The following is a 23603-nucleotide window of genomic DNA, read 5'->3' on the forward strand; positions in this document are numbered from 1 at the left end:
AGTGGTTAAGGGCTGTGGTGTCCGTAAGGGTCAGATTTGGCTTGTATTTGAACCCGGATAGATGGCATAAATCCCTCTGATTCCTCCGAAAGTGGGCGGTAGGGTGAAATTAAAGGGCAAAATCCCTTTAATCCCGCCGGAAGTGGGCGGAAAGAGGAAAAGAAAGGGATAAATCCCTATAATCCCGCCAGAAGTGGGCGGAAAGAGGAAAAGAAAGGGATAAATCCCTTTAATCCCGCCGGGAACGCTGGATGGGTTAAGCCTGGTTCGTGGTATGCTGCCGGATTTGCCTTCCGGGTGATTTCGTACTCCGGCAATTATCCGAAACATGGTTTCTGCCCCAAAAGTCCGGATAACGTTAGCGGAGGTCTGCATACCGTCCGGTTTAGTGTCTCCCGGGTAACGGACCGCGCGAAGCTCTCTCCTGCGGACAACGAAAGTCCGGTTTACGCTGGTAGGAGGTCCGGCTGGCGTGGCGGGGGGCAGGTATACTGAATGAAAATATAGATAAGCGTATGCTACCGGAGCGAGTTTTGCCGAAGTCGATCATGAAGCTTATGCTAACAAACTAAAACTTTTAGGAGGGGTCACAATGAAATCCGGTCAGTCCAGTCCGGCAGCAGCCATCGGACAGATCAAACGAAATTGGGGGCTGTATTTATTGCTGCTTCCCGCAGTTGTGCTTACGTTATTGTTCGCATACAAACCGATGTACGGGGTGCTCATCGCCTTCAAGAATTACAGCCCGGCGCTGGGAATTGACGGCAGTCCGTGGGCGGGATTCAAGTATTTTGATAAATTCTTCAATTCCTATCAATTCTCGAACACGATTAAGAATACGCTGATTATCAGCTTGTACAGCCTGATCACCTTCCCAATCCCGATTATCCTTGCGCTAATGGTCAATCAGATGCGGCCGAACCGGTTCAGACGTTTTTTCCAGACCGTGTCGTATATGCCGCATTTCATCTCCACAGTCGTAATGGTGGGCCTGATGATGATTCTGCTCTCGCCAAGCACCGGGCTGGTCGGTAATCTGTACAGCCTGTTTGGCGGGGAGGCTCCCGATCTGATGGGCTCGACCTCGCTATTCAGCAGTGTGTATGTCTGGTCGGATGTGTGGCAGCATGTCGGCTGGGACAGCATTATTTTCATTGCCGCGCTCTCATCAGTCGATCCGAGCCTGTACGAAGCTGCTACGGTGGACGGGGCCAGCCGCTGGAATAAAGTCCGTTATATCGATATCCCGATGCTGATGCCGACGGCAATCACGCTGCTGATTCTGCGGGTGGGCGGTCTGCTGGGCGTAGGATTTGAGAAGGTCTATCTGATGCAGAATGATTTGAATATTACCTCCAGTGAGATTCTGTCCACCTATGTCTACAAAATCGGTCTGCTCAGCAGCCAATACAGCTTCTCGTCGGCCATCAACCTGTTCAATACGGTCATCAACTTTATTCTGCTGATCATGGTGAACCAGCTATCCAAAAAACTTAGTGAAAACAGCCTGTGGTAGAAGGGGGAGCAGCACAATGGGAGTACTAGAGCCTGCAGCCAGCAAGAGAACTGGCAAAATCAAAAATAACCGGTCCTCGGATTCGGTAATGGAAATTATTATGTATGTTATCGCCGTCCTGTTTCTGATCATCCTGATCTATCCGCTGTATTTCATCGTTATTGCTTCATTCAGTGATCCGTCTGCGGTGGCGGGCGGCAAGGTCTGGCTGTTCCCGAGGGGGTTCACGCTTGACGGTTATCAGGAGCTGCTGCGCCATAAAAATATCTGGATCGGCTACCGGAATACCATCCTCTACACGGTGGTGGGGACGGCCATCGGTCTGGTTGTGAATATATCTGCAGCCTACGCGCTGTCCAGAAAAGATCTGGCGGGACGCAAAATCCTCTCACTGTTCTTCATCTTCACCATGTTCTTCAACGGCGGACTGATTCCGACCTTCCTGACGATCCGGGACTTCCACATGTATGATACCTTCCTGGTTATGGTGCTGCCGTTCTCGGTTGGCGTCTACAACATTATCGTAGCCCGGACCTTCTTCCAGACGAGCCTTCCCGGCGATCTGTGGGAAGCGGCGCAGATTGACGGCTGCGGGAATCTGCGTTATTTCCTGCAGGTGGTGCTGCCGCTGTCCAAAGCGATTATTGCGGTGCTCGGCTTATGGATTGCCGTCGGATATTGGAATTCTTATTTCAATGCCCTGATCTATCTGAAGAATCCGAATATGTATCCGCTGCAGCTGATTCTCCGTAACATTCTGATCACGAATCAGATGCAGTCGGGCATCGGCAGTGGTGAAGCGGCACAGATTGCTTTGCGGCTGGCTAATATGATGCGCTATTCCGTTATTATCATTGCTACCGTTCCCATTATGTGTGTGTATCCGTTCGTTCAGAAGTATTTCAATCAAGGCGTCATGATCGGTGCCGTGAAGGAATAGACAGATTGCTTATCTACGCAGAAATGAGGTTTATCGATGAATACAACAACTCAAGAGCTGCTACCGCTTCCGGAGCACTTACGGTTCGCATCTGAACCAGCCGCAAGTGCAGGGGCAGTCATTCAGGGTGATTGCTACCGGTTCACGGTGCTTACTCCGGCGCTGATCCGGATGGAATACAGTCCCCAGGGGGGCTTTGAAGACCGGGCGACCCAAATGGTGATGAACCGTAAGTTCCCGGTTCCTGACTTTCGGGTGACCGATCTCGGGAACAGGCTTGAATTTATGACAGACCGCCTGCAGCTCACCTATGACAAAGCGCCCTTCTCCCGGCATGGGCTGAGTGTGAAGGTGAGGAATGAATCCGGGCATTTGCTGAGTGTCTGGCATTATGGTGACCAGGTGCAGGATCTCGGCGGTACCGCGCGTACGCTGGATAATGCTGACGGTGCCATTCCGCTGGAGCCGGGACTGCTGTCGCTTGCCGGGTATACGGTGATTGATGACAGCCGTTCTCTGCTCCTGGAGGCAGACGGCACGGTGCAGCAGCGGGAGCAGGACGGGCTGGATCTGTATTTGTTCGGCTATGGCCATGAATACCTGAAGTGCCTGAAGGATTTCTACCGGCTGTGCGGCAGCACTCCGCTGCTGCCCCGCTATGCGTTGGGCAACTGGTGGAGCCGGTATTACAGGTATTCCGGGGAAGAATACATGTCGCTGATCGAACGTTTCGGACAGGAGCAGCTTCCGTTCTCGGTGGCTGTAATGGACATGGACTGGCATCTGGTCGATATTGATCCGAAGTACGGCAGCGGCTGGACCGGCTACACCTGGAACCGGGAGCTGTTCCCGGACCCGCAGCGTTTTCTGGACTGGCTGCATGGCAGGGGCTTGCGCGTAACGCTGAATGTCCATCCCGCTGATGGGGTACGGGCCTTCGAGGAGCCTTATCTGGCAATTGCGGCTGAACTGGGCATCGACCCGGAGCATGGGGAGGCAGTGGAGTTTGATATTACCGATCCGCAGTTCCTGCAGGCCTACTTCAAGTTCCTGCATCATCCGCTGGAGGAAGAGGGCGTGGACTTCTGGTGGATCGACTGGCAGCAGGGCGGGATGACTAAGGTTCCGGGTCTTGATCCGCTGTGGATGCTGAACCACTATCATTACCTGGACAGCGGCCGGCGGGGTAAGCGGCGGCTTACCTTCTCGCGTTATGCAGGTCTTGGCAGCCACCGTTATCCGGTAGGGTTCTCCGGCGACACGATCATCACCTGGGAGTCGCTGGACTTCCAGCCGTATTTCACGGCAACGGCGTCCAATAGCGGGTATGGCTGGTGGAGTCATGATATCGGCGGCCATATGGGCGGGTATCTGGATGATGAGCTGGCACTGCGCTGGGTGCAGTTCGGCGTATTCTCCCCGCTGCTGCGGCTGCACAGCTCAGCCAGTCCGTTCAACAGCAAAGAGCCATGGCGGTTCAATCGAATTGCCGGGGAGGCTATGAAGGATTCCCTGCGTCTCCGGCACCGCCTGCTGCCTTATCTGTATACGATGAACCGTTATGCCAGCCGGGAAGGACTTCCGCTGGTGCAGCCGATGTATTACCATCACGCGGAGCAGCGGGAAGCTTACGGGGTGCCGAATCAGTATTATTTCGGCACGGAGCTGATCGCCTGCCCGATTACCCAGCCTGTACATTCCAAGACAGGCGTGGCGGAGTTCAAGGCCTGGCTGCCGGAAGGGCTGTGGATCGACTTCTTCAGCGGAAGAGTCTATGACGGCGGCAGAAGGCTGTCCCTGTACCGCACGCTGGAGCAGATTCCGGTGCTGGCGAAGGCGGGGGCCATCGTGCCGATGGCTGATCTGAGCGAGTATACGTCATCTGTCGACAATCCGGAGCAGCTGGAGGTACGGGTGTTCGCCGGAGCGGACGGCCAGTTCCAGCTCTGGGAGGACGCAGGTGACACTGCGGAAGACCTGGACGGGAACTGGTGTGTTACCGGGATGGCCCTGGCATGGGGACAAGCCGGACAGTCGGCGGTCTTCACCATTCAGCCTGCGCAGGGTAATACTGCGGTGGTGCCGGAGCGGCGGAGCTGGAAGCTGGTCTTCATGGGCTGTGCAGAGACGGAGGTGACAGTCCAGGCTGGAGGAGCAGTGGTTGCGGGCGAAACCAAGTATAATGAGGCTTCGCATACTTTGACCGTGACTGTGCCGGAGCTAGAGGTGACTGAGGAGCTGACGGTAACGCTCACTACGGCGCGGGTTGCGGTGAACCGGGTGGAGGAAGAGGTATTTGCGCTGCTAAACCGTGCACAGATCCGGTTCGACCATAAGGAACAAATCTATCAGCTGGTGAAGGAGAACGCGGGTCCAGCAGCGGCGCTTGCCGCGCTATCCTCGCTGGAGCTTGAGCCTGCGCTGTATGGCGCGGTATGTGAGATTGTGACGGCCCGGCTGTAAGCGGGCTGCGTCTCCGGATGTGAAGCGCGGAGTATAATGTGAAGCGCGAAATGTGAAGCATGGAACATGAGGAATGAGCGTGAGACATGAGACATGAGGCATGAGGCATGAGCGTGAGCATGAGCATGAGCATGAGACATGAGCATGAGTATGAGTAATGAGTATGAACATGAACATGAACATTAAGCATGGAGCGTTCAGTGTTGTCCCCCTGCGAATTCCTCGTTATAGCAGACGGGTAATTCGCAGGGGGGCTTTTTGAAGCCGGGCAGGTAGAGCATTCAGGATGGAGAATTAGATTCTGATCGGGTGGATACGGAAATTCTAACAGTTTCTAGCATATATTAGCGGCCTTGTCGCATGGTGCAACTGTTACGGACTGAGGAGACCTTATTTCCTCGAAAAGCATCGTTTTTCTGTGCTAACGGACTCAGATGCAGCTATTTGCCAGGATTCACCTGAAATCGGCTCCGTGGCGAGGCAATAAGCGCGCTGGAGTCCGTTAGCCTGGCGAATTGTGCCCAGGACTGAAAATAAGCGCGGTACAGTCCGCAAGGAACAGGTGAAGGGCCTAAGCAAGTCATAAGCAAGCCAGAAGCAAGTCAGAAGCAAGTCAGAAGCAAGTCATAAGGCCGGAAGTAAACCAGAAGTAAACAGCCAAGCTAGCGATATGTATTTCAAGGAGATTAAGGCCTAACCACCTCCACATACCCGGCAGCGGTCCCGGCATCCTTTCCATCCTCTCCATCCTCATGGATTCCCTTCAAATGGCTGTTGAAGAAATCCAGCACAAGCTGATTCACAATTTCGTTGCTTCGCCCGCCGTCAATGCTGCCCGTCATTCCGGTGTACTTCAGCAGGCTTGAATAGAGCTGCAGATCTGTAAAGTTGAAGTGTGCTGTGCCTTTGATATAGAGCTTGCCGCCCCCGCTTAGCCTGACGTTATTCATTATTTTTTCCTCGGCATCGATATCCGGATCTGCAATCTGCTTCTTCCGGTTATAGTAATCCTCCGACTCTATGAACAAAAACGGTTTACCCAGGGACGGACCTGTGAGGGTATACAAGCTTCCATCCAGATCAATTCCCGCTTTAAGCTCAGGAATGGAGAACATCGCCTCGTACGCAGCCGCTCCACCGAAGGAGTGTCCTGCTATCCCAATGTGATCAGTATCTATGTAATCTGCGAATTGCTGCTTCAATTGGCTGAGGACAAAGCGGTTATCGTCGATCCATACGTTGCCCAGCTGCGTTCCTGTTGCTATGAAATGATCACTGCTTAAAGACTCGCTGAACCCGGTAACTGTCCCGTCTGGAAATAAAGTAGCCGCTGTACTGTAGGTATGATCTACGGCCGCTACAATATAACCGTTCGCTGCCAGTTTCTCTGCAAGTGCGGTATGCAGCAGGCTGGAGGTGCCGTTACCATGATTGATCAGGATCAGTGGATAAGGTCCTTCTGAGCGCAGCCAGTCCGCATTAGGATAAGCATTCGTATGAATGTACTGCCAATAATCCAGGGAGAATGATGGGATGCCCAATGATCCGGCAAAAGCGGACGTCAGCTTCCGGTTGCTTGGTCTATCACCAGGCAGCAAAGGCGCAGTCTGGCGATCATTCATTGCCGCTGCCGGATACCATACATAAACCATCAGCTCCCGCGAATCCCCGGGGTCAGGTGTCTGAGGTTCCGGCCGGTTGCTGTCGGTGAGATGTAGAGTCTGGATGCCAACGGCATATGGCCCTGCCGGAGCGGGGAACTTCACAACAGGAATCGTGGAAGACAGTACTGCCGAGCCGATCACCATAAGTATACCTGTTGCAGTACCTGCAACTACACAGCATCGTTTCAGCGAGCGGAATGCAGATTCCCCGGTTTTTTGGCCAGCGGATAACAGCTTCTGCGAGCGGCCTCTGATTATGCCTGCCATGCGGAGGATCATGCCAAGCAGCACAATTACATACACACCCGCCATTTGCCAGCGGTACCCTTCAATCCAAAGCTGTGCCGCGCACAATGTAATACTAATAGAAGATAATACCAATTTTACCTTGAGAAATAACTTGCCTGACACGAAGCTGAACATTAATAATAATGCTGACACGGTCAAAATAATCTCCAATACTCTCATATGTACCTCCTATATTTATATGCACAGTAAGACCGCATGCTGCGTACCTTCAGCCTCTCTAAAGTGTACAGACTGAAGGTTAAACTCAGGTATCTGCCGGGTTTAAATTTGGGTTAAAAGGTTCCTTCGGGCAGGCACATCCTACGAAATCGGCGGCAAAGGGCGGCACAGGCGGCTGTAAAATGATAGAATAGTAGTCAAAGTCTTTGACGGGGAGTGAATTTCTTATGAAAAAGATTGCTGCCGGATTCATTGCCGGGGCGATACTGATGGTGGGTGCGCAGGCGCTTGGCGCTTCGGCAACACTGGTAGGAAAGGCAATTCAGGCGGAGTATACCGTGAAAGTATATGGGAAGAAGCTGGCCGATCCGGCCATCGTCATTGACGGTAAAAGCTATGCACCCGTCCGCGCAATCGGTGAATTAGCCGGGTTCAAGGTTTCTGTAGAGGGCAAAACGATCAGCCTGGATGAGAAGTCAGACGGAGGCGCTTCTTCCTCAAGTGATAAGAATGCCATTCTCGGCCCGGTGCCGGTGATTACGCCTGATCCCGCCTTGACCGAGACCAAGAGCAAAATTGAAGTCATCGACGCTAAAATTGATACCGCAGTCAATAATATTCTGGCCACCAGCAGCCTGCTGAAAGCGAGTCCGGACAGCGCTGACTTGAAGCTGAAGCTGGAACAGTACAAAGCGGAATACGCTGACCTGCTGAAGCAAAAGGATCTGGAGCTGCAGAAATAAGCAGGAGCACGCGCAAAGCAACAGCAGCAGGATGCCCCATACAGCCGTGAATGAAATGAATCATGGCTGCGCGGGCATCCTGTTTGGTGTGCATGGACCTAAGAACAGATAGAACAGCCAACCTGCGGATATTCTCAGCACCGTATTGTCTGGCCTGATCCGGCATGCTATATTTTGACGGTAAAAGCAATCCAGCTTCGCAGAAAGGAATCAGCCTATGATGAAGCGGACAAGTCTCCGGGTCCGGCTCCTGGTCATCATGATTTGCCTGACCACATTGCCGGTGCTCACTGTTACCACCATTGCCACGTACAATACGCGGCAATCCGTGGAGATGGAAATGATCAATGCGAATAACTCCCGGATGCAGTGGGCGGACCAGTATCTGGATGAGCTGATTGAACAGCTGGATACCCTGTTCTACACCCTGCAGATTAACCCGCAGCTTATGGCGGGGCTAACGGGTACGGACAGCCCGGACATTAGTGTCCAGTACCGTTCACTGAATAATATCCGCGAAGCCATAACCTCGCAGTTCTATACGAACTCCCGGAAGGTAGATGAGCTGACACTGTACATGCATGACCAATTAAAAGCCATATCCGTTGACTTCGTGAATAGTGGAAGCGTTTCCCCGCTGGATATCGGTGAGGGCCCCTGGAGCCGGCTGTCGCGCGGGCCGGTCAATATGTATTTCAAGCAGAACGGCAGCGGCATCTATGCCTACCACGGCATTAACCGGTTCGAGGATCACCGGCTGCTCGGAGGCATCGGCGTGCGGATCAACCGGGAGGTATGGGAGGAGGTCAGCCATATTCTCCAGTCCGAAGACGAGAGCTCGGTCTTCCTGCTGAATGATGAGGGCGAGCTGCTCTCCGGCTCGAGCATTTCCGAGAGCTCCGGTGATATCGGTAGGCGGCTGCAGAGCCTTGCCGTCTCTGAGCATGAACTGGAATTCCGGCAGGAGGACGGCTATTTCTTTTTCATGAAAAAAGTGGCCGACGGCCAGCTTACCGTTGTGAAAGCCATTCCCTTATCCACTGTCGCTAAGAGCGCACGGCCTACGATTGCTGCCGGTTTCCTGACCGGAGGCTTGTTCATGATTGCCTCCATTCTGCTGTCCATCCTGTTCTCGCTGCGCATTACCCGCCCGATTGTCAGTCTGGCGGTGTCGATGCGCAAGGCGCATGTAAGCAACTTCGAACAGCACTCGGTGCAGAGCCGTGATGAGATCGGGCTGCTGGAGCGCGGCTACAACTCGATGATGGAGCGGATTCGGGAGCTGATTGAGGTGGAATACCGTCAGGAGATTGAAGTCAAGAATGCCCAGCTGCTCGCCCTTCAAGCACAGATCAATCCACATTTCCTGAACAATACGCTCCAGCTGATCGGGGGGATGGCTTTGTCGAGGAATGCCGATGATATCTATAACATCACCCGGGTAATTGGCGACCTGCTGCGTTATTCGATCAGCAATGAAGGCGGGCTGGTGAAGCTGGAGGAAGAGCTTAAGCATGTGCGCAACTATGTATTTATTCAGGAGAACCGCTTCCTGGGACGCTGCAGCGTGGTGATTGAGGCGGATGAGTTCTCCCGCGCCAGCCTGCTGCCGCGCTTCACGCTGCAGCCGCTGGTGGAGAACGCTTTTGAGCATGGGCTGCAGCCGCAGCGCGGGCACTGGAGGCTGCTGATCCGGATCCGGACCGTTGGCAGCCGCACCGTATTCATGGTTAAGGACGAGGGCGTCGGCATGACGCCGGAGCGGCTGGAGGAGATCCGTGCGGCACTCCGGGGGAATGTCACGATGCTGGCCGATCCCGCTGCAGCGGAGCATCCCCGGCGGAGAAAGGGCATCGGCCTGCACAACGTCCATTCGCGGCTGGTGCTGCAATTTGGAGGAAAATATGGAATGCGTATATACAGCAAGGCCGGGGCGGGAACACTGGTTGTGATCCAGTGGCCTGCGGCCGTAGAGGGGGGAGAGCGGAATGCTGAAGGTTCTGATTATTGACGATGAGCCCTGGTCCAGACAGGTCGTGAAGTCGCTTGGCGCCTGGGAAGAACACGGAATGCAGGTAATCGGTGAAGCGGAGGACGGAATCGAAGGACTCGAGCTGGTGGAGAAGCTTCATCCCGGGCTCGTAATTACCGATATGCGGATGCCCGGACTGGACGGGGTAGAGCTGCTGGAAAGGCTGAAGCATCAGTACCCTGAGGTGCAGATTATTGTGATGAGCGGATATGATGACTTCGTCTACCTGAAGCAGGCGATCCGCTCGAAGGCGGTTGAATATCTGCTGAAGCCGGTGGACCGGGCAGAGCTGAATAACGTGCTCTCAGAGTGCGCGAAGGAGCGGGAACGGCAGCGCTTAACCGGATCACCGCTGATGCTCATGGATCAGCCGCTGATGGAGCGTTATCTCGCCTACCGCCAGCGGATCTATGATCAGCTGCTGGCGCTGAACAAGCCGGCGGCAAGAGAAGAGCTGGAGAAGCTGGGGCGGGAGCTGGAACGCTCGGTGCCGCAGCATCAGCTGGAAGCAATGATTGAGCGGACTGCCCGTGATCTGCTGCTGCTGGCCGGTGAAGCCGCGAAGACAAACGGGGGTGTGACGGTAGCGGATGCGCCGGATACGCCCGATAGACCTGATAAGCCATGGCCGTCGGTTCAGGCTATGGTGGCGGGGCTCGGGGATCACTTCACAGAGCTGATCAACACGCTTCTGGAGCAGCGCAAGAACCGCGTTAAGCTTGATCTGGCGGAGGTTGAGGACTATATCCGGAATCATTACCTGGAGCAGGTGTCGCTGGAGGGCATCGCCGCACATTTCCTGGTGACGAAGGAGCATCTCAGCCGCGCTTTCAAGGCGGCAACGGGAGACACGGTACTCGACCGGATTACCCGGCTGAGAATGGAGCGGGCCAGAGAGCTGATCGCAGGGCGTGACATGCCGATCAAGGAGGCTGCCGGACTCTGCGGGTACGAGGATCTGGCATACTTTTACCGTGTCTTCAAGAAGCACTACGGCATTACCCCCGGAGAGCTGCGGAGCGAGAAATGAAAGCGTATCAATATAATGCAACTCCCGATGTTAATATCCTCAAAAGACGCTGCCCCTTATATCCCCTAGACTAAAGAGGCAGACATAACAGAAGGGGGTAACAGAAATGAAGAAAGCGCTTAATACAGCAATGACACTGATGCTTGTTCTGGGGATTGTATCGGGGTGCAGCTCCGGTTCAAATGGAAATACGCCAAGTGAGAGCGCAAGCAGCAAGCCGGCGGAAAGTGCTGCAGCAGCAGCGACTGAAGGTCCGGCCCAAAAAGTGGAGCTGAAGGTATTCATGAGCTTCCCGCGTTTTAAGGATCAATTCGATAAGTATTTCGAGCAATTCAAGGCCAAGGAGCTGGCGGAGAAAAATATTGATGTCACCGTCAAGCTGGAAATGCCGAACCCGGATCAGGCCAAGCAGATTCTGGAGACCCGGATGGCCTCAAATGATGCGCCGGATGTATTCACCCTCCATGCGATTGCGGATGTGCCCCGGTATTACAAGGCCGGCTATCTGAGCGATCTGTCGGATCAGGACTTCGTACCGAAGCTGTATGACAGTGTCCGGCAGACCGTCACCTATGATGATAAAGTTGTAGCCCTTCCGCTGGAGAGCCTGTCCTGGGGTTATCTATACAACAAGCAAATCTTCAGCGAGCTCGGCATTCAGCCGCCGCAGACACTGGATGACATGCAGGCAGCGATTGACAAGCTGAATGCAGCCGGGATTAAGCCGTTCGAGCTGAGCTTCCAGGAATCGTGGATTCCGCAGCTGATGATGGCGCTGTCTCTTGGAGGCATCGTATCCTCCGAGCATCCGGACTGGGTGGAGAAGATGAACAAAGGCGAAGCCTCCTATGCCGATGTGAAGGATGTTTTCAACATTATTGATCTGATTATGGCTAACGGCACGGATAAACCGTTTGAGGTGGGCAGTGCGGCAGGCTCAACAGATTTTGCTAATGGCAAAGCGGCGATGTGGGTACAGGGACCGTGGCAAGCGGAATCCATCCTCAAGGCCAATCCTGATATGGAATTTGGTGTAGCTCCGCTGCCTGTCAGCAACGATCCGGCTGCTACGCAGATCAATCTGGCGACCTCGACCTCCCTGGCGGTATCCCCCAACAGCAAGAACAAGGATGTGGCGCTGGATCTGGTGAATTATGTGCTGGATGACCAGGATTCATCGGCGCTGTTTGAGGAGCTGAAATTTAATCCGGTCGCGAAGCAGCATACCTACAATACCTATCCGTGGGTGACCGAGGCCAGCTCCTATGTCTCCGAAGGCAAGGCTTATCTGGATCTGTCACTCCCGAACGGCGTAACCGATGAGACGGCCAAGCTGCTGCAGAGCTATTACACCAAGGGGGTAACCCAGGATGAGTTCATTAAGACGCTCGACAAGACCTGGGCTAATGCGGTAAAAGCAGGCAACTAAGGAAACCCAGAAACAGCATAGGAGTGATAGAGATGAGTGGAAGCAGTAAAAGCAAACAGTCGCTCATTCTGCTGGCCTTCGTGTTTCCCGCCCTGCTGTTCTACGCCGTATTCATGCTTGCTCCCGCCTTCGGCGGGGCATGGTACAGCTTCACGGACTGGAACGGATTGAATCCCGCCTACCATCTGGTGGGATTCGCCAATTACATCGAAGCACTGACGGATGATGCTTTTTTCATCGATTCAGTCTGGTTTACCCTGAAATTTGTAGTGTTTATGGTCGTGCTGCAGAATGTACTGGCGGTGCTGCTGGCGGTGCTGATCGAATCACGCCGCCGCAGCAAGGCCTGGTTCCGGACGATCTTCTTCATGCCGAACATGATCAGCATGATTATCGGCGGCTTCATGTGGCTGTTTATTTTCACCAAAGCACTGCCTTATATCGCTGAGCATGCGGGCCTGGCTTTTCTGGACCAGTCGTGGATCGGCGACCCGAAATATTCTTTTCTGGCGATTGTCATTGTCTCCCTGTGGGGCGGCGTAGGTTACCTGATGGTGATCTATATTGCGGCGCTGCAAGGGGTGCCGGATGCGCTCAAAGAAGCAGCTGCAATTGACGGCGCGAATAGCTGGCAGACCTTCCGCAGCATTACACTGCCTATGGTCTATCCGGCTGTAACGATCGGTATCTTCGTGACGCTGAACAGCTCGTTCAAGGCCTTTGATGCCGTGTTCGCGCTCACCGGAGGCGGGCCGGGGAGGGCGACGCAGGTGCTGGCGCTGAATATTTTTGAGGAAGCGTTCAAGATGAGCGGCCGTTACGGCTACGCCAGTGCCAAGGCGATGATCCTGTTCCTGGTGGTCCTGGTGATCACGCTGATACAGCTGAGCATTATGAAACGAAGAGAGGTGGAGGCATGAGCACCGTCCGGTTGAATTCCACATCTAAGTCCGGTATTGCGGGGCGGCGCAGATTGTCTTCGTTTATCGTCTTTCTTTTCCTGCTGGCAGGTGCCGTAATTACGCTCTTTCCGATCTACATGGGGGTGCTCAACTCTCTGAAGACGGAAGGGGACATGATGAATAATATTCTGGCCATTCCGAGTAAGCTGGAATTCGGCAACTATAGTGATGCTTTTGAGAAAACAAATTTCCTGCGGAGTCTCGGCAATACCGTGGTGGTCGCAGCTACCGGTCTGGTCGGCATTATTCTATTCTCGTCCATGGCCGGCTATAAGCTGTCCAGAACACCCGGCAGACTGAGCACGTTCCTGTTCAACCTGTTCGTCCTGTCGATGCTGATTCCGTTCCATTCGATCATGATCTCGCTGAACCGGATCTCCATGAAGCTGGCGGTGCAGGGCACAACGGTCGGCCTCGGCCTGATCTATATCGGGCTTGGCGTGTCGATGGCCATCTTCCTGTACCACGGATTCGTCAAATCGGTCCCCCGGGATCTGGATGAGGCTGCGGTGATCGACGGCTGCGGGGAGGTCAGGCTGTTCACTACGATTATTTTTCCGCTTCTGCTGCCGATTACGACAACTGTGGCGATTCTCAACCTGCTGTGGATGTGGAATGACTTTCTGCTGCCGCTGCTCATGCTCACGGATGCCGATCAATATACGCTGCTGCTGTCCACCAACATGCTGTTCGGACAATATGGCAATAATGACTGGTCGGCGATTCTGTCTTCGCTGGTGCTGACCATGCTGCCCGTCGTAATTCTATATCTGCTGCTGCAAAAATATATTCTGAATGGCATTGCCGAAGGCGCCGTCAAAGGGTAAAGGGAGGAAATACAAATGATTCACCCGGACGATCATGAAGTAAGCGGGTTTCTCTATGCAGACGGACACCGCTTAAGAAACGGGGAAGGGCGCGAGCTGCTGCTGCGCGGTGTAGGGCTTGGAAGCTGGCTGCTGCCTGAAGGGTACATGTGGCGTTTCCCGGAACAGGGAGACCGTCCGCGCCGGATCGAAGCGATGATTACAGCGCTTATTGGTGCTGACGGGGCGGAGGCGTTCTGGGAGACCTATTATGACCGCTATGTGGCCGAAGCGGATATTGCGCGGATTGCCGAAGAAGGCTTCAACTCGATCCGGATTCCGATTAACGCCCGCTATATCCTGCGGGAAGAAGAGGGAGTGTCCGGCTGGCATGAGGAGCATCTGGTCCGGCTGGATCAGGTTATCGGCTGGTGCCGGGAGCACAGAATCTACGCCATTCTGGATCTGCACGGAGCACCCGGCGGGCAGACCGGAACGAATATCGACGACTCTGCGCAGGATCTGCCGGAGCTGTTCACGGATGAGTCCAACAAGCAGCTGACTATCGCCATCTGGCGGATGCTCGCGGAGCGGTATAAGGACGAGTGGATCATCGCGGGCTATGACCTGCTGAACGAGCCGCTGCCGGACTGGTTCTCGCAGTACAATGACCAGGTGATGCCGCTGTACCGCGAGATTATTGCGGCTATCCGGGAGGTTGATGCCCGGCATATGATTATTCTGGAGGGTGTGCACTGGGCGACGGACTGGTCGATCTTCGAGGGATTGCCGGATAATAAGCTGCCGGATGATAATGTAATGCTGCAGTTTCACAAGTACTGGAACAACCCCGATACGGAGAGCATTCAGAAGTATCTGGACGCAAGAGAGCGGCTGAATGTGCCGCTGTTCATGGGCGAGGGCGGGGAGAACAATAAGGACTGGTACGCCGGTGCATTCCAGTTATTTGAGGATCACGGCATCTCCTGGAACTTCTGGACCTGGAAAAAGCTCGACACCGATAATTCCCCCTGTTCCATCGTTCTTCCGCAAGGCTGGCATAAGCTGGTCAGCTATCTGGAAGGAGGCCCGAAGCCGGAGCGTGTGGAGGCACAGGCAATTCTGGACGAATATCTGCACAATCTGAGCCTGGATAACTGTGTGTACCATGCGGATGTTGTACGCTCGCTGTTCCGGCGGCTGCCGGTGCGGATTCCTGCTGTTTTTTATGGCTACAAGGGGAGCGGTCTTAGCTTCGGGAGAGCTCCCGGCAGGCAGGCTGCGGCAGGCATAGGCTTCCGGGAGGAGGACGGAATGGACTTCCGCTTCGTGGAGGGAGACCGGACGGTACCGAATTTCCAGCACGGCCGCGGGGAAGCCTGGCTGTCTGAGGAGAGGCTGTGCGTCGTACTTATGGAGGGTGATTGGGTGGCGTATGAATTTACGGTTCCGGGTTCGGCTGGGGATATGGAACTGCTGAAGCCGGGGGACTTGGAGGGCTCGCGGGAGCGGCAGGAGTCGCAGGGCTCGGAGGATGCGCCGGAGTTGCAGGTCTTAGAGGAGTTGCAGAGCTTGGAGGAACAGGGGGACACGCAGGACACGCGGGTCTTGGAGGAGTCGCAGGACACGCAGGGCTCGGAGGATAGGCAGGATTCGCTGGCTCTGGAGCTGCGGGTCCTGATGAGCGGGCCGGACAGTGAGCTGCTGGTGAAGCTGGACGGTCAGGAGATCGGCCGAATTCACGGTGCTGCTTCGGGCTCCGGGCAGAACTGGCAGACGGTACGGATTCAGAGCGGTCAGCCGCTGGAAGCTGGAGCACATGAGCTGACAGTCAGCGCTGCGGCTGGTGCGGCATCCCTGGAGTGGCTGGATTTGCGGTAGTGCAAAGGTACAAAGAAGGTACAGTATGGACACAGTGAAGGAACGGCGAGGGTGCAGTAAAAGTAGAGTAAATGGTTGGGTAGAGGTAATGTAAGAATAGAATATATTTAGATTGAAGGTAAAGTAGAGGTACAGCGAAGGTTCAGTAGAGTTACAGTATTGGAACGCAGACAAGCATGCCCGCCTGCGCTAACAGGATCATTCAGCTAATGTGATAAGGCCCGTGAATTGCGTTTCCGCAGTTTACGGGCCTTTTTGTATGCAATAATACTTTGTTACTTAGTTACCTTTGTTACCTCAGGAATTTCCTCATTTATCCGCTTTCCGTGGCAGGGAGCGGTTGACTTTTTATGAAATATTGCACAAAATACAACATTTTCACCCTAATATCGATTCAAATCCAATATTGTTGTATCAAATGCAACATTTTTCCTGTTTCAGACGGCTTAGCCGGATTATTTTTGTATTTTATACAACAATCCTCCCGAACACTGAGCTATCCGTGAATCAAAGTTGTAAAACGTACAACAATTTTGTCTTCAGTACTTCTAGAGTGTCTCCATTCAGCCGGCAACGAATCACGCGCATGGAATTGACGTATTCCGCCAGTCCTACAGCCATCATTCGGTAACTTGACTGGTTGTTGTCTATAGTGCAGCCCAGATAGATTGGAGTTGAAACTGTAATGCAGGTTATTGCTGTTTCATGTTCCCGACAGACCGGCTCAATCCGAATAGTAATATTGTTCTATCAATCCCTTAAATCCGTTCATGGCTGCGCCGCGGTTCCCTTGTTATTCTTATCTTGTAAACGATATCAATACAAAGAGGTGAATTCCTTGTGGCGCATTTCCCGGCTCCCCTGAACACTGCCGCAACGCCGAAGAGCGCATACAGAGCTAAGGTGTGGAAGCGCATATGGAGTATGCGTACCCTGTATCTCATGCTGCTTCCCGGTGTGGCCTACTACATTATTTACAAGTATATACCCATGTACGGAGTGCTGATTGCCTTCAAAGATTATGACATTTTGAGCGGAATTGTGCGCAGTCCGTGGGCAGACCCCTGGTACAAGCATTTTCAGTTTTTTTTCGAATCGCCTTATTTCAGTCAATTGCTCACGAACACATTCCTGATCAGTCTGTATAAAACAATCTGGGGAACGATTCCTGCCATCGGCGTGGCTCTGCTCATTCATGAAGGCCGCAGCCTTTGGCTGAACCGGATCGTACAAACGCTGAGCTATATGCCCCATTTTCTGTCCTATGTCATTATCTACGGCATTGCAATTGCCTTTCTGTCCGAAACCTCAGGCCTCGTCAACCGCTGGGTGGTGGAAGCGGGCGGGAACGGCATTCCGTTTCTGACCTCGACAGCGTATTTCCGCAGTGTGCTGGTGGGAACCGATGTCTGGAAGGATCTTGGCTGGGGGGCTATCATTTATCTGGCAGCCATGTCCAGCATTGATGCTACGCTTTATGAAGCAGCCCGCATCGACGGCGCGGGAAGGCTTCGCCGGATCTGGCATGTGACACTGCCCGGCATACGTTCCGTGATTATCCTGCTGCTGGTGCTGAAGGTCGGCTCTGCACTGGATGCCGGTTTCGAGCAGATTTACATTATGTACAATCTCCAGGTAATGCCGGTGGCAGATATTATTGATACCTGGGTATTCCGGGTAGGCCTGGAGCAACTGAATTTCAGCCTGGCGACAGCGGTCGGATTGTTCAAATCCTTGATTGGACTTGTGCTTATCTTCCTGTCTAATAAGCTGGCCCGGAGATGGGGGGGCAATCTATGGTAAGCCGCGGAAACGAACGCTATTTCGATTATTTCATTAATATCCTGCTGATATTGCTGGCCGTGATTTCCGTCTTTCCCCTGCTGTATGTGTTCGCCGTATCCATTACACCCTACAGCGAAGTGCTGCGCAACGGCGGTTTTGTGCTGATTCCCCGCCGGATTACCTTTGAGGCCTATAAGGCGCTGTTTGGAATGGATGCTATTCCCCGCGCCTTCCTCGTGACCAGCTTCGTTACGGTAATGAGCACACTGATCAATCTGGTCCTGACAGTGCTCATGGCCTATACCTTGAGCCGTAAGCATCTGGTCGGCCGCAGCTTCTTCATCTTCCTGATCGTGTTCACCATGATGTTCGGCGGCGGCTTGATCCCGACCTACCTGGTCGTAAAAGGAACCGGCCTGCTTAACACGGTCTGGGCGATGATTATTCCCGGGGCGATGTCTACCTGGAATGTGCTTGTGGTCAAAACGTTCTTCGAAAGCCTGCCCGAAGAACTGTTCGAATCGGGACGGATCGACGGTGCGGGCGAATTTACAGTGCTGCTGCGGCTGGCCCTGCCGCTCTCCATCCCGGTACTGATGACCATCGGCTTGTTCTGTGTCGTAGGCAGCTGGAATACCTTCTTCAGCGCCGTCTACTATATTACTGACCCCGGCTTGAATCCGCTTCAGGTCATCATCCGTGGTCTGTTATTATCCTCCGAGCAAATGGAATATAATGCGGACATTGTACTGCCGACAACGACCTTGCAGATGGCTTCGGTAGTGGCGGCAAGCCTGCCGGTCATCGTGGTCTATCCCTTTGTACAGAAGCATCTGACCAAGGGCATGCTGATCGGTGCCGTGAAGGGTTAACGGATTGTTCCCGGCGCTGTTCAAACGCTGGCAGCGCCGACTCAATACAACATTTGGTATACGAAAGGGGAGCATCACCATGAAACAAAAGAAGCGTATTCCTGCTGTACTGGCCTGTGTATTAACAGCGGGCCTGCTGCTGTCCGCCTGCGGAGGAAGCCCGCAGTCAGATTCCTCCGCTACGGAGGGGCCGGGTTCATCTACAGACGCTCCGGCGGACGCCCGGGCGGAGAAGGTAGCTATCGAGGTCATGCGGGTCGGATGGAACACCACCACCCAGATGCCCAAGGAACAAGATAACTTCGTGAAGAAGACGCTGGATGAGAAGCTCAATATTGATCTGAAAATGACGCTGACCTCTTCTGCGGATGAATTCATTCAGAAGCTGAATATCCGGGCGGCGGGCAGCGACTTGCCCGATGTGATCCTCTTCAATGGACGGAATGAGTTCCAGGAATATGTCAAGAAGAACATTCTGCTTGATCTGGAGCCGTATAAGGAGAAATTGAAGCCCGCAGCGGATGCCATCGGAGACAATGTGTACAGCCGGGTGGAGGTTAACGGCAAGCATTACGCCATATCGCTTAATCCCCAGAGTAACTGGAATTTATTCTGGCTGCGCAAGGATTGGCTGGATAAGCTGCAGCTGCCGGTTCCAGAGACCCTGGATGAAGTATTTGAAGTTGCGAAAGCGTTTACCGAACAGGACCCGGACGGGAATAACAAGAAAGATACTTTCGGCATCACAGGCAGTCTCGGCACTCTGGTGCATTTGATCAACCTGCAGCATGGCGTCGCCGACGCGCTGTATATCAAGGACGGGAAGATGGTCAATGGCATGTTCGAGCCGGAAATGAAGGAAGCGCTGGCTTATACCCAGAAGGTTCTGAATTCCGGCGTGGTCGATCCGGAGATTGCCAGCAACAAGGGCGACAACGCCAAAGACAAAGCGTTCCAGGGCAAGGCAGGCATTATCATCAGTGACTGGACGCAGATTATGAAGGACAATGAAGTGGAGAAATGGAAGGGCGCCAATCCGGATGCGGAATTCCTGATGCTGAACAAGCTGCAGGGACCCAAAGCGAACATCCTTGCCGCCATGGATAAATCCAGCGTATCCGGCATCGTAGCCATTTCACGCCAGGCCGCCCAAGACGAAACCAAACTGAACCGCATTTTTGACCTTATTAATTATACAGCCTCCGGTGAAGGCTCCGAGCTTGTTCAGTTTGGCCAGGAAGGTGTACATTTCACCAAAGAAAACGGTAAGCCGGTGATTACGGACCGGTCCGCAGAGGCGGCATTCACCTGGGTCTACCAGCTGGCCGGCCGGCCGGAAGCGGAATATCTGAGCACCAAATTTGCCAAACAGATTGACTATATTCAGGCTAGCGAACAGGTTGAAGTGCTGGATACCTACAACGGGTTTGTTGTCTTCCCTCAGAACTACAAAGCAGCTGATGCCGACCGCTTCAAGAACGAGGAAATGCTCAAATTCCAATACGGCAAAAACAAGCTGGAGCAATACGACAGCTTCCTGGAGAAGCTGAACACGACCTTCAAGTACCAGCTCTTCCAGGACAGCGCAATGAAACAGCTGCAGGAGCTGGGTTATGCGGAATGAGCAGGATAACCCTGCGGAGGCCGGCAGTTGTGATATACTGTAGCATGAATTTACGGTAACGATAACCGGGAGGGAAGACGATGGGAGGCTGGAAACGCATATGGCCACAAAAGTTCAGAAACCGCTTGTTTGCCGCTGTTGTGATCTTCCTCCTGCTGCCCTTTTTCCTGCTGCAAATCTATAATTACCGGATGATGGAACGGACCGTTTCCCGCGAGTTTCAGGAAAAGGCAATCGAGCAGCTCAACGTGGTTAACGACGCCTTGAACAACGAGATCAATAAAGCTTTCCTCTATTATGTGTACCTGGAGCGGGACCCTTATACCCGCTCCGTATTGCTGTATCCGGGACAACTCAATCCTGCGGAGAAAGCGGTATTCCTGCAAAGCACCGCCCGTCCGGCATCACTGGAGCTGCCCGCCCAGATTACCGTCACCCTGGCCGACCGGTCCGGCACGCTGTACCGCACCGACGGGCTTGTGCAGACCGGGCAGGAGCATGCCAATTTTGTCCGGGAGAGCGGGTTTGCCGGACTCGGTGCTGAGGGAGACTCCTTCCGCTGGGTGACCGGCAAGGATTTGTCCATGTATGCTGTATTGCTCGATAACCGGCAGCAGCCGTTCGGTTATCTGCGGATTAATTTTTATTATGACGGCTGGCTTGCCGAAGCATCGCGGGATCTGCTGCTCCAGCAGCATTATGTATTGATGGACCAGGGAGGCCAGCTGCTCAATTCCTCCGATTACTTCCGGGCGGTGGACCGCACAGCCATCCAAGAAATGATCCGCGTTCCGGACAAAGAGGAACCTCTGCAGCGGGTTGATTATGAGAGCTCGTCGATTCTGACGATCAGCCCGCTCTACAATCTGGATTGGTATCTGGCCGCGTCTATGCCGCTGAATACTTATCTTGGGAATATGAAGGAACTGCGCGAGCAGAATTTCAATTTCTCCCTGATGCTGTCCGGTGGCTTCCTCCTGCTTACCTTCCTCATCGCCGGTGCCATGTCCCGGCCCATCGCGCTGCTCCGGCGCAAGATGGCGTTATCCGCACAGGGGGAATTGAATACACGGGTGGAAGAATCCTTTTTTCATGGAGAGATGAAGGATCTGGCCGCCACGTTCAATACGATGATGACGGATATCGGCGGATTGCTGCAGAAGCTGAAGCAGGAGGAACGGCAGAAGGAAGCGCTGCATTATCAGATGCTGACCGCCCAGATGAATCCGCATTTCCTGCTGAACACGCTGAACACGATCAAATGGATCGCCTATGAAAAAGAGGAGCATGATATTGCAGAAATCTCGATTTCTTTGGGCAAATTGCTGGAAACAAGCCTTTACTCCGATGTAGAGCTGATTCCCTTGCAGAATGAGCTGGATCTGCTGCAGGCGTATGTTTATATCCAGAATATCCGCTATGAGGGCAAAGTAAGGGTCACTCTGGATGTGGAGGAAGGGCTGGCCTATTCCCTTGTTCCGAAGCTGGCGCTGCAGCCGCTGATGGAGAACGCCTTCAAACACGGTTTCTCCACGCTGCAGGAGGATGCCCGGGTCTCTGTCCGTGCAAGGAGATCGGGACGCACGCTGATTCTGGAGCTGGAGGACAACGGCGTCGGCCTTGTCCGCGCCGGCGAACAACCGGAGCTTCGCGCGCGCAAGGGCATCGGAATCGCCAACATCCGCCAACGCCTGCAGCTGCTGTTCCGGGAAGATGGCAGTCTCGTTCTTCTGGAAGGAGAGAAGGGCACAATGGCACGCATCACAATCCCGTTATTGATTGCAAATCCTTTCCAATCCGGAGGTGCAGAGCATGTGGAAAATTCTTCTGGTTGAAGACGAACCGTTTGTCCGGCGTAAGCTGCTTAAACTGGTGGACTGGGAAGCTTATGGCTTCAGTGTAGCAGGGGAGGCGTCCGACGGAGAGGAGGCTTTGCAGCTGATGCATCGGCTGAGACCCGACCTTGTCATTGCCGACATTCTTATGCCCCGCATGGATGGCCTGGAATTGCTGCGGCAGACGCGCCATGCCGGGCTGGACAGCCGTTTTGTCATGTTGACCTGCATGGGCGAGTTTGAATATGCCCGCAAAGCGCTGGAGCTGGGAGCCAGCGGGTATGTGCTCAAGCTGTCGCTGAGCATCCCGGAGCTGCAGGACCTGCTGCTTAAGATCGGCGAAGAATTGTCAGCCTCGCGCAGGCAGCGGCATGCGCTGCTGGGACAGGAATTCAACCGTTATTATGGCCTCGTCTGGGAGGCGGTGAAGGCGGGGCAGGAGACAGCGCCGCCTGCGCCTCCGGCATCCTACCGGCGGCTGCTCATGGTCTCCTGCATCGGGACCGCCCGGCCGCTGCTGGCAGCCGTCCTGGAAGCCTGTCCGCCAGACACCTGGATGGAGGAGGTCTGGACCGGTTCTTTTACGGCAGACGGCTGTACGACCTGCTTCTTCTGGTCTGACGGCAGCCTTAGGCTGCCCGGTAACCTTACGGCGGGCATGCCTGTTCAAGCCGTGGCCTGCGGCGGCCCGGTTCCGCCCGGTCTCATCCATGGGGAGTGGACCCGGCTCTACCGGCAGCTAAACGACCTCTGGTACGAAATTAAGGGCGAAGCTCCGGCAGACGGCAGCGGAGCAGAGTCCGCCTCTACATCTGCCGCCGGGTTGGAGGCGGCCGGAGAGCCGAAGCTTCCGCCTATATGGGTCATGGAGAAGGAGATTGTTCTGGCCTTTGCCCAGCGGCGGAGCGCGGATATGCAGCGTACAGCCTGCGCGATGTGGGAAACGCTGCGGGCAAGCCGGCTGCCCTTCTACCTGGTGATGGAGAAGGCGGAACGCCTGGTGCGGACCTTTGCCGAAATCGGCAATCAGCCTCCGTCCGGGCCTGTTCAGCAACTGCGCGAAGTGGCCACCCACCGGGAGCTGCTCGCTTGCTTTTTGGCGGCCGCGGATGAAATGCAGGTGCGCATGGCCGCAGCGGAGGGGATAACAACCAATCATCCCGAAATCAACCGTGTGCTGGAATACATCCACAGCCGTTTTGCCGAGAACATCACTCTGCGGGCGGTCGCCCGTTATGTCGCCATGGAGGAGCATTATCTCAGCGGGCTTTTCCGCCTGAAGACAGGGGAGACGCTCATCAACTACCTGCAGCATGTGCGCGTGAAGAAAGCCCGGCGCTTACTCCGCGAGACAGACTTAACCGTTAATGAAATCGGCCGCAGCGTCGGGTTCCCGAACGATAATTATTTTATCAAAACGTTCAAGAAATGGTCCGGACAAACCCCCGGGGCCTACCGCAGGGACAGAAGGGAGGCGGAGACGGCGAACCCGCCTTCGGAGAGGCCAGTTTAGATTCCAAGCGCTCTTAGCGGAGGCCACGCGGCAGAGTATA

Annotated in this window: 16 protein-coding genes; 15 read left to right on the top strand and 1 reads right to left on the bottom strand. The window is 54.3% G+C overall.

Going from position 1 to position 23603, the window contains the following annotated elements; genetic code table 11:
• Positions 1–592: 592 nt before the first annotated feature.
• The 3 genes from QW71_RS17830 to QW71_RS17840 are packed head-to-tail and all read left to right on the top strand — an operon-like array spanning position 593 to position 4919.
• Complete coding sequence (locus QW71_RS17830; protein WP_039301318.1) at positions 593–1516, top strand: sugar ABC transporter permease; 924 nt, start codon at positions 593–595, stop codon at positions 1514–1516.
• A gap of 16 nt (positions 1517–1532) precedes the next feature.
• The gene (locus QW71_RS17835) at positions 1533–2456 is read left to right on the top strand and encodes a carbohydrate ABC transporter permease (RefSeq protein WP_039301321.1); all 924 of its coding nucleotides are present in this window, start codon (positions 1533–1535) and stop codon (positions 2454–2456) included.
• A gap of 36 nt (positions 2457–2492) precedes the next feature.
• Positions 2493–4919, top strand: a complete 2427-nt coding sequence (locus QW71_RS17840; RefSeq protein WP_083442605.1) for a glycoside hydrolase family 31 protein — start codon at positions 2493–2495, stop codon at positions 4917–4919.
• Positions 4920–5605: 686 nt separating this feature from the next.
• On the opposite strand, the gene QW71_RS17845 is transcribed toward QW71_RS17840, so the two are convergent.
• Positions 5606–7051, bottom strand: coding sequence for a hypothetical protein (locus tag QW71_RS17845; RefSeq protein ID WP_052770075.1), 1446 nt, complete (start codon positions 7049–7051; stop codon positions 5606–5608).
• A 227-nt stretch (positions 7052–7278) separates the two neighbouring features.
• Here QW71_RS17845 and QW71_RS17850 point away from each other — a divergent pair, with 227 nt between their 5' ends.
• The 12 genes from QW71_RS17850 (at position 7279) to QW71_RS40520 (ending at position 23563) form a co-directional block, all read left to right on the top strand.
• Complete coding sequence (locus QW71_RS17850) at positions 7279–7794, top strand: hypothetical protein (protein ID WP_039301324.1); 516 nt, start codon at positions 7279–7281, stop codon at positions 7792–7794.
• Positions 7795–8011: 217 nt separating this feature from the next.
• Positions 8012–9805 (top strand): sensor histidine kinase, encoded by a 1794-nt coding sequence (locus QW71_RS38085; protein ID WP_052770076.1) that lies wholly within the window; start codon positions 8012–8014, stop codon positions 9803–9805.
• Positions 9783–10856 (top strand): response regulator, encoded by a 1074-nt coding sequence (locus QW71_RS17860; RefSeq protein WP_039301327.1) that lies wholly within the window; start codon positions 9783–9785, stop codon positions 10854–10856. The genes QW71_RS38085 and QW71_RS17860 overlap by 23 nt, the downstream gene beginning before the upstream one ends.
• Positions 10857–10962: 106 nt before the next feature.
• Positions 10963–12285, top strand: a complete 1323-nt coding sequence (locus tag QW71_RS17865) for an ABC transporter substrate-binding protein (RefSeq protein ID WP_039301330.1) — start codon at positions 10963–10965, stop codon at positions 12283–12285.
• A 32-nt stretch (positions 12286–12317) separates the two neighbouring features.
• Positions 12318–13205, top strand: a complete 888-nt coding sequence (locus QW71_RS17870; protein WP_039301333.1) for a carbohydrate ABC transporter permease — start codon at positions 12318–12320, stop codon at positions 13203–13205.
• Entirely contained in the window at positions 13202–14074 is an 873-nt protein-coding gene (locus QW71_RS17875) for a carbohydrate ABC transporter permease (RefSeq protein WP_042238049.1), read from the top strand. Before QW71_RS17870 ends, QW71_RS17875 begins: the two co-directional genes overlap by 4 nt.
• Positions 14075–14089: 15 nt before the next feature.
• The gene (locus QW71_RS17880) at positions 14090–15934 is read left to right on the top strand and encodes a cellulase family glycosylhydrolase (RefSeq protein WP_052770077.1); all 1845 of its coding nucleotides are present in this window, start codon (positions 14090–14092) and stop codon (positions 15932–15934) included.
• A gap of 924 nt (positions 15935–16858) precedes the next feature.
• The gene (locus QW71_RS17885; RefSeq protein ID WP_083442607.1) at positions 16859–17737 is read left to right on the top strand and encodes a sugar ABC transporter permease; all 879 of its coding nucleotides are present in this window, start codon (positions 16859–16861) and stop codon (positions 17735–17737) included.
• Entirely contained in the window at positions 17731–18591 is an 861-nt protein-coding gene (locus QW71_RS17890; protein ID WP_039301338.1) for a carbohydrate ABC transporter permease, read from the top strand. Before QW71_RS17885 ends, QW71_RS17890 begins: the two co-directional genes overlap by 7 nt.
• Before the next feature lie 79 nt (positions 18592–18670).
• On the top strand, positions 18671–20215 hold the full coding sequence (locus tag QW71_RS17895) for an extracellular solute-binding protein (RefSeq protein ID WP_039301340.1): 1545 nt from the start codon (positions 18671–18673) through the stop codon (positions 20213–20215).
• A gap of 80 nt (positions 20216–20295) precedes the next feature.
• Positions 20296–22050, top strand: coding sequence for a histidine kinase (locus QW71_RS17900; protein ID WP_039301343.1), 1755 nt, complete (start codon positions 20296–20298; stop codon positions 22048–22050).
• Complete coding sequence (locus tag QW71_RS40520) at positions 22028–23563, top strand: response regulator (RefSeq protein ID WP_052770078.1); 1536 nt, start codon at positions 22028–22030, stop codon at positions 23561–23563. The genes QW71_RS17900 and QW71_RS40520 overlap by 23 nt, the downstream gene beginning before the upstream one ends.
• Positions 23564–23603 lie beyond the last annotated feature (40 nt).

This window comes from Paenibacillus sp. IHB B 3415, assembly GCF_000802655.2.
In the GTDB taxonomy this organism is placed as follows: Bacteria; Bacillota; Bacilli; order Paenibacillales; family Paenibacillaceae; genus Paenibacillus_AQ; species Paenibacillus_AQ phytohabitans.